13 protein-coding genes are annotated in these 12323 nt (G+C 51.8%); 6 read left to right on the top strand and 7 right to left on the bottom strand.

Translation table 11 applies throughout. The features are described from left to right. The first annotated feature begins 146 nt into the window (after positions 1-146). The gene (locus tag VN12_RS07780; RefSeq protein WP_409994273.1) at positions 147-1430 is read left to right on the top strand and encodes a terminase gpA endonuclease subunit; all 1284 of its coding nucleotides are present in this window, start codon (positions 147-149) and stop codon (positions 1428-1430) included. Positions 1431-1471: 41 nt separating this feature from the next. Here the strand turns inward: VN12_RS07780 and VN12_RS07775 are convergent, their stop codons facing one another. Together VN12_RS07775 and VN12_RS07770 are read right to left on the bottom strand one after the other, a co-directional pair. Continuing rightward, positions 1472-1846, bottom strand: coding sequence for an XRE family transcriptional regulator (locus VN12_RS07775; RefSeq protein WP_146676292.1), 375 nt, complete (start codon positions 1844-1846; stop codon positions 1472-1474). Next, a complete protein-coding gene (locus VN12_RS07770; protein WP_146676291.1) occupies positions 1846-2250 on the bottom strand; it encodes a type II toxin-antitoxin system RelE/ParE family toxin in 405 nt (134 codons plus the stop codon). Before VN12_RS07770 ends, VN12_RS07775 begins: the two co-directional genes overlap by 1 nt. 415 nt (positions 2251-2665) lie before the next feature. On the opposite strand from VN12_RS07770, the gene VN12_RS07765 reads away from it, so the two are divergent. The 4 genes from VN12_RS07765 (at position 2666) to VN12_RS07750 (ending at position 5027) form a co-directional block, all read left to right on the top strand. Continuing rightward, a complete protein-coding gene (locus VN12_RS07765; RefSeq protein ID WP_146676290.1) occupies positions 2666-2863 on the top strand; it encodes a hypothetical protein in 198 nt (65 codons plus the stop codon). 139 nt (positions 2864-3002) lie between these two features. Then, complete coding sequence (locus VN12_RS07760) at positions 3003-3632, top strand: hypothetical protein (RefSeq protein ID WP_146676289.1); 630 nt, start codon at positions 3003-3005, stop codon at positions 3630-3632. Next, complete coding sequence (locus VN12_RS07755; RefSeq protein WP_168164096.1) at positions 3614-4312, top strand: hypothetical protein; 699 nt, start codon at positions 3614-3616, stop codon at positions 4310-4312. Before VN12_RS07760 ends, VN12_RS07755 begins: the two co-directional genes overlap by 19 nt. A gap of 76 nt (positions 4313-4388) precedes the next feature. Next, positions 4389-5027 (top strand): FkbM family methyltransferase, encoded by a 639-nt coding sequence (locus VN12_RS07750; RefSeq protein WP_205855223.1) that lies wholly within the window; start codon positions 4389-4391, stop codon positions 5025-5027. Between the two features lie 54 nt (positions 5028-5081). On the opposite strand, the gene VN12_RS07745 is transcribed toward VN12_RS07750, so the two are convergent. The 4 genes from VN12_RS07745 to VN12_RS07730 are packed head-to-tail and all read right to left on the bottom strand — an operon-like array spanning position 5082 to position 8926. Beyond that, positions 5082-5666, bottom strand: a complete 585-nt coding sequence (locus VN12_RS07745) for a hypothetical protein (RefSeq protein WP_146676286.1) — start codon at positions 5664-5666, stop codon at positions 5082-5084. A 5-nt stretch (positions 5667-5671) separates the two neighbouring features. Continuing rightward, on the bottom strand, positions 5672-6523 hold the full coding sequence (locus VN12_RS07740; RefSeq protein WP_146676285.1) for a ParB/RepB/Spo0J family partition protein: 852 nt from the start codon (positions 6521-6523) through the stop codon (positions 5672-5674). 17 nt (positions 6524-6540) lie between these two features. Then, a complete protein-coding gene (locus tag VN12_RS07735; protein WP_205855222.1) occupies positions 6541-7407 on the bottom strand; it encodes a ParB/RepB/Spo0J family partition protein in 867 nt (288 codons plus the stop codon). Positions 7408-7435: 28 nt separating this feature from the next. After that, positions 7436-8926, bottom strand: coding sequence for a recombinase family protein (locus tag VN12_RS07730; RefSeq protein WP_146676283.1), 1491 nt, complete (start codon positions 8924-8926; stop codon positions 7436-7438). Between the two features lie 184 nt (positions 8927-9110). Between VN12_RS07730 and VN12_RS07725 the strand changes: the two genes are divergently transcribed. Next, complete coding sequence (locus tag VN12_RS07725; RefSeq protein ID WP_168164282.1) at positions 9111-10364, top strand: PD-(D/E)XK nuclease family protein; 1254 nt, start codon at positions 9111-9113, stop codon at positions 10362-10364. A gap of 117 nt (positions 10365-10481) precedes the next feature. On the opposite strand, the gene VN12_RS07720 is transcribed toward VN12_RS07725, so the two are convergent. Next, the gene (locus tag VN12_RS07720) at positions 10482-11900 is read right to left on the bottom strand and encodes a hypothetical protein (RefSeq protein ID WP_146676281.1); all 1419 of its coding nucleotides are present in this window, start codon (positions 11898-11900) and stop codon (positions 10482-10484) included. Positions 11901-12323: the final 423 nt, after the last annotated feature.

Raw genomic sequence — 12323 nt, 5'->3', positions numbered from 1 at the left:
TCAAGGCGTATCGCATCGCCGATAACAAAACCGCTGAGCTCGCCGAATGGAACTATGATCTGCTCCCCATCGAACTCAAAGAGCTTGGTGATAGCGGTTTTGATCTTGGCCTTCTCGGTTTCGATACCGACGAGCTTGCCAAGCTGATGGACACCGGAGTCAACGAGGGACTTACCGATCCCGATGAGATTCCCGCACCTCCCGATGAAGCGATCACGAAGCCAGGGGATCTTTGGATCCTTGGTAACCACCGGCTGCTCTGCGGAGACTCGTCATCGCCGGCAGACCTGGATCGGCTTTTGGCCGGCAATGCGATCCATCTCTGCAACACAGACCCGCCCTACAACGTGAAGGTGGAGCCTCGATCGAACAACGCGATCGCTGCCGGCTTATCCTCGTTCTCGAACGACGCTGCGTCAGGGAAACTCAAGCAGGGCCAAGGCAACGCCGCTTCGTTCGGTGTTGATCATGAGACGGGGAAACCAAAACATGCTGCAACGCATAAGAAGCTTCGGCCGAAGGATCGCCCCCTCGCGAATGACTTTGTCAGCGATGGCGAGTTCGATCGACTCCTCGATGCGTGGTTCGGTAACATCGCGCGCGTCTTGTTGCCGGGTCGATGCTTTTACATTTGGGGAGGTTACGCCAATCTTGGAAATTATCCCCCATTCCTAAGTCGCCACGCGCTGTACTTTAGCCAAAGCATCGTTTGGGATAAACAACACCCTGTTTTGACACGTAAAGATTTTATGGGGGCGTTTGAGCTTGCGTTCTACGGTTGGAAGGAAGGCGCGGGGCACAAATACTACGGGCCCAATAATGCGACCGACCTGTGGCAAGTGAAGAAGGTCAATCCGCAATCGATGATCCATCTCACCGAGAAGCCTGTCGAGCTAGCTGTGCGTGCCATGCAGTATCAGTTCTGTCGGCAAAGTCAGTTCGCCGGAATTGTCATGCCCAGCCACGGTCGATTCGTAGGAGCTTCCAGTCAGCCGTTTTCAGAATACAAACGAAAGCCTGGGGATCGTGTCGGCCACAACTGGCGAATTCCGAACGTCCATGGCAAGCGGGTGGTTCGACACGTTGTCTACGACACCAACTTCTGGAAGACATTTGTCCATGCTCGTTTGGCGGTCGCGATGGGAGATCGCGGTTGCCTATCGCTCTTTGGGGACACACCGGACACCCATCGGCTCTTGGCCGAACATTTGTCAGCTGAGTATCACGTTCGAACGGAAGGTCGCGGTCGGATTGTCGACGAATGGAAGCAAAGACCCGAGCGAGGTGACAACCATTGGTTCGATTGCGTTGTCGGATGTGCAGTTGCAGCATCAATGCAAGGCGTCTCTTTACCTGACGCAGGGAATACGATCGCCAAGAAGCAAGGTCGGGTGAGCTTCGCGGAGTTGCAAAGGAGACGTGGCCGATGAAACTTGACTTTCAGAACGAATCGCTAAACCATCCGATACATCTAATTCGTTGCCTTCACCTTCAAGACAACGCTACCTGTGCTTTTCGCAGCACGCTTTCCCTTCGAAACTTTGCCTCCGTTCGAACTAACAACGATTTTTCCTCCTGCAGCTGCGAGAGCACGCACCAACTGATCCAACGATACATCAGGTGCAGCCCGTTCAATCTTTGCTACACGGGGCTGGCTCGTTTTCATCTTGGCACCAAGTTCCTTCTGCGACATTTTAACCGACTCGCGTTGCAAGCGAATTGCCCGAGCAAGCGCTATGCGAGTATCCAGAAGTTGTCGTTCTTCAACGCTCATCTCGAGGAAATCCGCAGCATCGCCAACTTTCCAGCCTGCTGCCTCAATCGCCTTACGCTTTTTTGCATCCATCAAATCACCTTTTGCTTTGGACTACTTCTTCTTTTAGCAGCTTTTACGGCTTCATCGTAAAGCCTCAATCGCTTTTGGCATCGCTCGATTACCTCATTCGGTATTTTGGGTGTTTTCTTAGAATACACTTCGAGGATCAAAATCGCATCGGAATCGACCCGATACATGATTCGCCAACTATGGTCTGCATCCCGAACCCGAAGCGCTCCGCATCTTGGACCAACGATGGGCAACGACTCCGACTGTGGCATGTTCAATTGAACGCCATTTTGCAGAGATCGAAGGAGCATTCCTGCTTCTTGCCTTCCCTCAGGTGTGAACGGTGGCGTTTTAACCTCACCGCTAAGCCAAACCAGAACCTTCTCAGTTGCTTCATCATCGTTGCGACCCCTTGCCTTGGCCATTGTGCCCGAGCTCCCTGCATTTCTTCCTAAGCGTATATCGGATACGGTATATGGTCAAGATAAAGAAACTTGACGAATCTCGGATTTTCATCCAGTCATGGCGTTTTGCAGGGATCAGTATGACAAGTCCCAAGGACCAGAAAAGCCCGTTAGGAATCGTCTGTCCCCAATGCGGTTGCCATCACTTCTACACCACACACACCGAACCGCTTCGTGATGGCCGAATCCGCCGGCGCAAACAGTGTCGGCATTGCTTCAGGCGGATCGTCACCTATGAATCCGCGCCGACACAACCTCGAAAATGCTAGATGTAGCACAACACGTTTGATTCTCTCTTTTCTTTCGTCATCACATCAGCTCACCGGGTAGGTCTCCAAATAGAAGGGGCGCTTTGCTCTCAATACTGGAGTAACTGATGGCGGACTTAATCGAAGATTCCATTCGCACCAATGCGGAAGGACCAGCGAAAGCCTCTGGCGACGCCGGCAGTGTTGAGCAGCACAAGCTGACTGATCAAATCGAAGCAGCTCGCTTTCTAGCCTCGAAAGATGCCACGAAGTCGAAGCGTCGTGGCTTGGTCTTCAACAAGATTGTTCCACCGGGGGCCGAGTAACCGTGTTGTCCTGGATTTCCAATTGGTGGTCACCCAGATCCGTGCGCGGGCACAAGCTGAGCGCGAGTCGCATCGTGCGTGCACGTTATGATGCTGCGGTGACCACCGACGATAACGGTTCTGACTTGGAGGTAGGTGAATGATGGCAAGTTGCATGGACGCCAATCCTGCGATGACTCCCAATGCGATGATCGAACTGATTGCACAGTGCCCCCCAGGGCCTTGGCCCAATGGATGGGGAACCTGGGATAACACCATCGAAGCCCACCAGCGCTTGGTTGATCAGTTCATCGACAACGTCAAACCCAGTCGCGCGACTTACTCCCAAGATCGCGGCATCGTCATCGCAGGGGGAGGACTTAAGTACTTTCCAAGCGTGTGGGTGAACGTCAATCTCCTCCGCCATTTCGGATGCACGCTTCCGATCCAGCTGTGGTACTTGGGGGATGGTGAAATGGATCCCTACATGAAGCGACTGCTCGAACCCCTCGGCGTCGAATGCGTCGACGCACGAAAAATCGAAAAGGAGCACCCCTGCCGGATCCTATGCGGCTGGGAATTGAAACTCTTTGCGACGCTCCATTCACCGTTTGCCCAAGTGCTCTTCCTCGACGCCGACAATGGGGTCGTGTGCGATCAACCTACTTGTTCGAGTGCGACGAGTACAAACGGTATGGCGCGGTGTTCTGGCCCGACTACGCGTGCTGGACTCTCAAGCCCGGAGTATGGCGCATCTTCGGGATGCCCGACATGGCCGAACCGGAAGTAGCAGAGCATGAACGCGCATTCGAATCCGGACAATACCTCATCGATAAACGTCGCTGCGATCGCGAGCTTCGGTTGTCCCTGTTCTACGCAGAACATTCCGACTTCACGTTCCAACATGTCTATGGTGACAAGGAGTGTTTCCACCTCGGTTGGAGACGATTGGATTCGGAATATGCGATGCCGAGCGCCGGCCCTGGATGGAATGTCCACACCATTGTTCAATACGACTTCCGCGGCCAGATCCTCTTCCAGCATCGCTGCCAGGACAAATGGCGTTTCGGAGGCAATCGCTTTAACGATTCGTTGGCTAACGAATCGTTCTGTTTCGACTTAGTCCAATCGCTCGCTTCAAAGTGGAGCGGTGTTCTCTGGAGAAATGAACAGCCCACTCCGAATGAACAAGCCCTCATCGAATCCATCCAAGGCAAGCAGGCGGTCTATAGGCGGGTAGGCTACGACGAACGGGTTTTGCAGTTCGATGGCGACCGAATGATCGGTGAAGGTGCTGCCGAATGCGAACGTTGCTGGCACATCAATCAAGTCGATAGCGACATGGTTCTCACGCTTTCTCGAGTGGATCGACCGACCTGTCATCTCCGGCAGCGAGACCCACAAACGTGGACGGGGCAATGGCTCGAATACGAGCGAATGTCGATCGAACTGGTATTTCTTGATGCCTAACTTCGGAGAGTAACTTTCATGTCGTTCCCTGCTTGCTACCAAGTCTATGGTCGAAACTTCTTCATCGAACCCGCGAGTGCTCAGTTCGCTAACGCCGTGTTCCAACGATGAATACCAAGTCGATGTGCTCCGATCCCATCCGGTACGAACCATCTTGGATATCGGTGCACATGTGGGTAGCTTCACCGTCCTGTGTCATCATTATTGGCCCGACTCTAGGATCATCGCCGTCGAGCCCCATCCAGAGAGTTTCGAACTCTTGGTTCGAAACACGGCGCATATCCCCAGAGAGAATCTGACTCTCATCAACGCCGCAGTCGCGCCCGAAAGCGGTCGCTGTATTCTCTCGTCCCCCGTTTCGCATAGTCGCGTGAGCGAGTACGTTCCCAAAGTCTGGGAATCTATTGAGCCGAGACATTCCGATTTCGGGTTGCAGGTTGATTGCATCTCGCCGAAAGATCTCTGGAAAAAGCTTGGCGATGTCGGCATCGACGAGATCGACCTACTCAAACTGGACTGCGAGGGAGCCGAGTACTTGATCATCTCCGAATTCGCAGCCTTAGGTCTCATGGAACGGATCGGATGGATCCGTGGCGAGTGGCACAGCCGCAAAGACAATCTCCTTCTTGCTGGCTTTCTGGGACAAACGCACATCTTCAACATCGATCCGAATCATCCGCACTCGGTCGGTATGTTCGTGGCACATCGCGCTTAGATGTGGACATGATATTGTGCTTCAAAACGGGTGGAAGGAATCAATATGTTGCGATTAAACCTGCTCTTGGATCGAATCGATCGAATCCGTAAGGCCTGCCAATTGCAAGGCCTTCTTCCAGCTCTTAAACCGCAATTCCAAAAGCCTCGCGGCCGCCATGTTCTCGCAGGCGAAGTCAATAAAACGCATGGACTTCCCCTGCTGATACCGATCACGCAGCAGTTGGAATATCTGTTCATCATTCAATTTTGGACTGGTAGATCCATAGTAAAGACGAGCGGTGTCGACGCCGGCTGCTCGCAAGGCCTTTTTCCAAGAACCAAAAGAGTCGATTGCGGCCTTATAGAGCTTGAAGTTAGTCCGACGAACGTTCACCGCCTTGACGGAATAGAGTCTCCCCACATGGCTGCGTATCTTTTTGATCACAGCCCTGGGTGCTAGTGCCTTGCTGCATTCCGGTCGTAATCGCACTCCGGAATAATCGAGAGCTATTGCCCATGTTCCGAACAGCAAGCAAGCTTCCTCAAACAAGTTTTGGTGCAATCGACTAACGGATTCTTCGGTTAGTGTTTGATGTAGGCTTTCCATTTCCAGGATCTTCCGAATCACCTGTTTCCTTTGCGCATCGATTGAGTTCATGTGTACTAACCCTCGCTTCCTTCGACAATTTCTCGGAAGCCTGTTAGCAGCCCGGCATATTGTTCGGCAAGCTTTGCATGCACTCGTTCATTCGCCATTAGCGACCGAACGTAGATGATCAGCTTCAAAAGGTTGTAAGAGTACTGGCGGTACAGTCCAGCGTAGAACTCTTGCTTTTCTTCGACCTCTTGTAGGCGTTTAAGGAGATCGTCGTTCTTCTTCTCAGACTTCTCCCATGGTGAAAAGCCGTTAGCAGGAAGCTTGGCCCGTTTTGTTACAGGGGTTTTGAGAATGAGCCCTCGAACGAACGGAACGCTGAAGTCGTTGCATGATTCCATCAGCTCAAGGATTTCTATCTGCCTCTCGGGTTTTACATATCTCAATTCCCTTGCCACATTCTTCGGTACCTTGCCTGTCTCAAAGGCTCTAGCAACCGCAGGGTGTAGCTGCTTCAAAAGTGATTGGTTCAGCCTGTGCCCGATGCTATTGATACCAAATGCGGCGGCAATCGTCTTTTCGTCCAGTTCCTCCAGCGATTGTCGAAGCATCCGCATCTCCTGGGAGTGACTGAGACGATTCACCATTCGGTTGCCAGTGAATGCCTCACGCTCGTTCCAGATGAGGCAGGGAACCCGCTCGATTCCCATTTCGAGCAGTATCTTGTATCGTTGGTAACCATCCAGAATCACATAGTCGCCATTCTCTGGAAACACGATGAGCGGCTCGATCAGGCCAACCGACCGAATACTTGCTGCGATTCTTTGAAACTCGCGATTTGAAATCTCGCGAGAAACTCTTGGCTTTAGACGCACAATTGGCAAGTCGAGACCTTTAACTAGCGTATCGTTCGGCGGCATTCGTAATCCTCTCGTTTCTATTGCTGTTCATACTTGAAGTCACCCATAAGATCAGGACGTTGATCCAACCCTTCCTCCGTTAGAACTCGTCGAAATTCCTCGTCTCGCCAGATCGCGTTGATCCCGGTGAGGAGCGTGAGGAATCGATTCTCTTTGTGTTCGGCCTGCTTGACGTAGTTTGTCTTCTGCTTGGTCGCGTCTGCGATGTCCTGTTTCAGCTGATCGACCGTGTAGTCTTTTTTCGATGCAGCACGTTTTTTGCCGCTGCTGGCATACTGCGTAATGATCTTTCTCGCATGCGCAAAATTCGCTGTTGTGACAATCCCTTGATCAAATGCATCCATCAGCAGATGCTGAAGTTGCGAGTTGTCAGAATTGGTCACCTGCAACGCAAATGTGATCGGGAACACCCCTTGCTCGACACCGAGAATCAGTCTTTCTTCACCCTGCTCAATCAGTCGGATGTATTGCCGAATGTACTCTGCTGTCTTGCATGCAACCTTGGCGATTTTTGCGTACTCCCATCCTTCGTCTCGCAGTCTCTTGAGTTCGCGAGCGAAGTCCATCGTCCCCGGTTTGGTCCTGGCAATGTTCTCTACGAGCGATTGAAGGTAGGCTTCTTTCCGTGTGCAGGTAACAACCTCGGCGAGCACACGCGTTTTCCCGAGTTCCTTGTGGGCAAGCAGACGACCTTCGCCGCAAATCAGTTCGTAGAAACCTGTTTTCTCAAGGAACTTGTCGTTGACTCGAATCGGCTTCATCAATCCAAGTTCGCTGATGCTGCTTACGTTCATCTTGAACTGATCGTTGTCTCGATCACGCGAATTGATGACCTTGATCAATTCAATGGGGACCTCCTCGTAACGACGGTCGCTAAAGGACATGATGTTTGATTCTGGTTCCATAATCACCTCATTGGACTAGGTTGGTTAAAAAGTCTAGGTTGCGATGCCCCAGAAGCTCGATGTTCTGTGAAGAGCAAAACACCCGGAAGGATCGATCGGTCTGAATCCACTTGGGCAGTGCGATGTATCCGAGGATTCGTAGCTGCGCCGGCTCGGCAAGTAGGACACCAAGCGTCAGGTCGATTACGGCACGTGAATCGCGTCGTAGCGGCCAATAAGCCGCGTATCCGTGCGGAGTGGGAACAACCGGCTGAAGCGAAAGAGTGAGCTTTCGATCAAGAACCAGGAAGTCAGCGTAGGAAAGAACTTCACCAAGTACTGTTTGAAGCTTTGCCTCTACATCGCGTCGAGCTTCGTTTCTGAGAGGGGTAAACAGCTGTTGGAAGGCAAAATCCAAAGATCCAAACTTCTGGCCATAACAGGCTGCGGATGGGAGTTCGGCTGCTCGCATCAAACTCGGGCGTAGGAAATCATTGTTTTCGAAGACCTTTTGCAGCCCCGCGAGCATGTTCTCGGACTCGTATTTGTCTCGACGGCGCTGGAAGATTTCTTGCGCTTTCAAGAAGAGTTCGGACTCGATGATTCCATCGAACGCGCCAGGGGTCCTGACCCATTTCTCTTCTGGGTTTTCTCGCCTGGGAGTTTTCAGCTTTTGCGTTGTTCGGTTGTAGACGATCGTCCCAACGTATTTCTCGTTTTGCAGGATGCTTTTAACAGATGATTTGCTCCATCCCATTCCTCCTGGCGAGAGGATTCCTTCCCGATTTAGCGCTTTAGCAATCTGACGTTCGGAGTGGCCTTGGTTGACAAAGTCGTCAAAGATACGGGCGACGATACGTGCCTCGTCTGACGCCGAAGGTGTAAGAGTAACCCGCTGATTTTGGATGCTTTTGCGTTGGCCGGGAGCGAGAGGGTGTAACGGATGTTTGGATTCGTCGAGGAGAAGTCTGTCGAGTCCATATGGAGGTGGTCCGCCCGCCCAATACCCTTGTTCCGAAATCTTGACGCACCCTCGCCAGACTTTGTCGCTCAGCTCTTTGCTGTACTGGGCAGCGCGGAATCGCTCGAATTGGACGTAGACGGGATAGAGCGGATCGTCCTCTCTCGGTTTACCGATCGTCGTATAGATGACCTGCTTGCCTGCCTTCTTGCATTCAGCGCTAAACTGGGCGGATAGATCGATGTCTTGGAATCTCCCCCAGCGACTCACATCGAGGCAGAGTATGTACTGGAAGTCATTTCTTTTCTTTACCCAGTTCTCCATCATGTCTGTGAACGCAGGTCGGCCTTCAGAGGTCAGGCCCGAGCGACCGTGGTCAGCAAACTCTTCGATGATCTCAACACCATGGTTCTTTGCCCAATCGCGGACCTGGTCTTGTTGGATCGGAATGGAATTCTCTTGTCGGTCTTGTGCCGAGTGTCGATAATAAGCGACCGCTTTGATATGCCCCGTGTCCTTATCCGAAAGATCATCAGGTACTTCCCACCAATTGTTCATGCGTTTCTCCTATCACAGATCGTGTTCGATTCGACGATGGGACAGTCAGTTACGCTTAGTTGGTTGAAAGCTCAATAGGCTCGTTGGGGAATCAGAGGATAACCTAGGTGAAAGAGGGATAAGGCCTTGGATCTTAGATGGGGCTTACCCTATCGACATGACGTTTTTGAAAAGTGACCTTCCGTTGCGAAACATTTTTGACCAATACGAACAACCGGAGAACAGACTGACTCACGCACTTGCGACGGTGCTTGGGCAGTCCCCGAAGCTGCTTGTAGACTTTTTAAAGTGGCTTGGAATCTCTGAAATTCCCAAAGCTAGCCTCTTGGCAATATCACAGCAGCAAGTTCCTGGCGTCCAATTGGAAGATGTGGATGAGGAGCATCAAAAAGGTTTGCCGGATCTAGCAATCTTTGATGACGACAACTGGGTGGTGTTATTTGAATGCAAGGTGCAAGCCAAAGTAACGATGGGCCAACTCGAGCGTCATCGCAAAACAGCACAGCGGAATGGCTACGATTCACCGTGGATCGTAGTGCTTACGGTGGACGAACTTGAAAATGAGTTACCTCCGAAAACGGTCGTTAGGTCTTGGCGTGAAGTTTACTCTTGGTTTAACCAAAGAGTGACCGATTCGTTTTGGGCGATCCAGCTTGTTGACTACATGCGACCATTCGAACAAAAGATGCTTGCACGCAATTACCAGATACGAGGGACCATTACAGTGTTTGACGGCCTGCGTTTCGATGATAAGAACCCGTACTCGTACCGTGAAGCGAAACGATTGATTCGCCTTCTGGGCGATTTACTCCAGAGCAGAAAAGATCTTCATAAGATTGGAGTTGATCCCGACGGAAAAAGACGTCATGGCATAACAAGCCAAGACACGGATAGCGTTTGGGATTTCTTGCCATTAGTCGCCGCACGAGGTGTAGAGCAGTTCACGGCTTTCCCTCACCTAACGATCAGCATCAATCGACGGCATGCCGTCGCCGCCATCACCATTCCAAACGGTGTTAGAGGAGGATTTCGTACCAAACTAGTGGGGCTGGGTATCGATGGGTTCCTAGAAGTCGTTCGTGCAATCGAATCCGGTCTTCGGCCGGTGCTCAAAAAGTCACCCAACGCAAAACCTATGCTCTACGCGACACAGCGCCACTATTATAGCCAAAGATCGGATCCTGAAGTTGATGGGAGAATGGATGCCGATTTGAGAACAGCAATTCAGGGAAACGGGGCATCGACCATTAAGTACCAGCCAGAATGGGTTGAGGCAATCTACTCGTTGCTCGTAAACAAAAGGTCCAATATTCAACTCGGCTTCGAAGTCCACTTCCCTTACTCATGCAAAAGAATCCGATCTGATGAAGCGGTCGACCTATTTGCAGCCGCATGGATAGCCATGTCCCCAATCCTTGACCTCGCAGTGGATGGCTAGGCATGGCGCATGGCCTGTCAGGGCTCAATGCTTGATTGGACGGACAACCTCGGCAAAAACATGAGTAAACTCCCTGATTCGCGAAGCTGGGATTAAGTAACGGTAAGCATGTTGGCATCAACAGCCTGTCTCATCGCTTGACAACAAACACTGGAGAGCGGCTTCTGCACCTTGACGGTCATCCACGGCCAGAAAACCGTGGTGCCCCCAATAATTCCTCCCCTTCCTCCCTTTTCGCCATTCACCGCCGAAAACAACGTCTCGCCCTCGCCCGACAACTTCGTAATACATGGCTTTATCGGCCGTGATCGACTGAATTCTGTCGGTCGTCTTATCGACGGCGACCTGTGGTCCCCAGGTGAATCCGGCGATTACCAACGCCCTTCGAGAGGTCACGGCATAAACCGTGTCTTGAAGCATTCGTCGGTACCGATAGGGAGCGGAAACGCACCAGAATCCAATCAAGGTAAAGAAGGCACCTACAACGAGAAGCGTCAATGAAGCATCCATTCTACGCGCGAAGACCGTCGTGCCGGCGATCACCGCGAGGAGTCCGATCGTTCCTGGGATGAGTCCAAACACGACTTCCGCGGCCATTTCGTTCCAAAGCTTCTTGTACACCGGACGGCCAATCCACCACACCTGTTCACCTTCCTCAAGATGAGGTTGAATCGCTTGCCACATTGGATGGTCAGAACCAAAGATCGACGAAGGTCGACGGCCCTTGGCGATTCTGTTTCTCGTCTTGAGAGCTTTGAGTTCTTCGTAAAGAGTCGAAGCGTTCTGAAGTATCCCGACATGCAGCTTGAGTTGCTCGCCATCTCGAAATCGCAATAGCCGCCAGCTGCCTGCCTCCGCTTGTTGGGAAGTGGGACGATGTGAAGCAACTGAATCCAACTCGTCAACAAAGCGTTGGCTGATACTTGATGAAAGAACCGTTCGGTAATGCAAAACCCGTCCATCCAATCGGTACCATCGCACGCATCCGATCCAGTACCGCAATACGCCGAAGTAAAAGCCAATCGCGCAAAGCGACAAGAGTACGCAACCAAGCGCAAGGAATAGCCTGCGATCTCCAACACCTGGATTTGGATGAAACGCTACGCCCAATATTAGTAATGCTACCGTGCCGATCGCGATTAGCAGGCACGTGACCAATGCTTGTGCAACCATCGTGCTTGCCACAGCACTGCGTACGAGGGAGCCTTCTATGTTGTCATTGCTTCGTACAGGCAATTCACTCAAAAAAGTCGCTAGCACGCGAGCGTTATCTAGGACACTAAACGACAGGAACAAGGTGTATCCACCGCGGAGCCAAACCGTTGCACCGTTCCAAGCTTTCAGACGCTGCTTCTGCGGCGTTGGAAGACTGGTTGAAACGACATCGGTAAGCGGTACAGTTCGCGTTCGGCGTCCCAGTCGTCCAAAAGTCAGTTCGCCGTCCTTCAGCCGAAAAGAAGTGACGATAGTCGCCAGTGATAACAAAATCCACAATGCATTGGCGGATCCCGTTAGCAGAGAAAAGCCAGCAACCACAAGGTTGGCTCGAAAGTTTGCGTTAAGCGACCATACACTAGTGATGAGCGAGCCGATCAGAAAAATTGACGACGGAATAATCGAGAGCAGAAATCCAGGCCAGCTTATTCTCCCTTCGATATTCATTGGGATGTTCTCCTCCCATAGGTTGCCACCGTTTCGTTATATCGCATTGCAGTCTCAATGACCGAGTCTGAAATTTTTATCCGTCATTGAGTTGCTAATCATTCGAGTCGCGATCAAATCCAGGTTTTACGCAGCAGCCAGATCTTCACGGAGTGGGTCAAGAGCCCACTCAGGAGGGGTTGTCCGAGCCAAAACACCATCAGATTTCGGCCCCGTTGCGAGTCCAGGAAACCGCCTCCATTCGCCACAGGCGAATAGAGAGTGGACAGGAGAAAGTTGAGCGGTAGAAAGTTGGAT

The sequence above is a fragment of the Pirellula sp. SH-Sr6A genome, from assembly GCF_001610875.1.
In the GTDB taxonomy this organism is placed as follows: Bacteria; Planctomycetota; Planctomycetia; order Pirellulales; family Pirellulaceae; genus JBKCUI01.
This window is presented reverse-complemented; position numbering and strand designations above follow the sequence as displayed.

Coding starts and splice junctions, on each gene's coding strand:
- VN12_RS07735 (WP_205855222.1), bottom strand. CDS start 7,407: ATGTCCTTTAGCGACCGTCGTTACGAGGAGGTCCCCATTGAATTGATC.
- VN12_RS07740 (WP_146676285.1), bottom strand. CDS start 6,523: ATGCCGCCGAACGATACGCTAGTTAAAGGTCTCGACTTGCCAATTGTG.
- VN12_RS07745 (WP_146676286.1), bottom strand. CDS start 5,666: ATGAACTCAATCGATGCGCAAAGGAAACAGGTGATTCGGAAGATCCTG.
- VN12_RS07755 (WP_168164096.1), top strand. CDS start 3,614: ATGGCCGAACCGGAAGTAGCAGAGCATGAACGCGCATTCGAATCCGGA.
- VN12_RS07775 (WP_146676292.1), bottom strand. CDS start 1,846: ATGGATGCAAAAAAGCGTAAGGCGATTGAGGCAGCAGGCTGGAAAGTT.
- VN12_RS07770 (WP_146676291.1), bottom strand. CDS start 2,250: ATGGCCAAGGCAAGGGGTCGCAACGATGATGAAGCAACTGAGAAGGTT.
- VN12_RS07760 (WP_146676289.1), top strand. CDS start 3,003: ATGATGGCAAGTTGCATGGACGCCAATCCTGCGATGACTCCCAATGCG.
- VN12_RS07730 (WP_146676283.1), bottom strand. CDS start 8,926: ATGAACAATTGGTGGGAAGTACCTGATGATCTTTCGGATAAGGACACG.
- VN12_RS07780 (WP_409994273.1), top strand. CDS start 147: ATGGACACCGGAGTCAACGAGGGACTTACCGATCCCGATGAGATTCCC.
- VN12_RS07765 (WP_146676290.1), top strand. CDS start 2,666: ATGGCGGACTTAATCGAAGATTCCATTCGCACCAATGCGGAAGGACCA.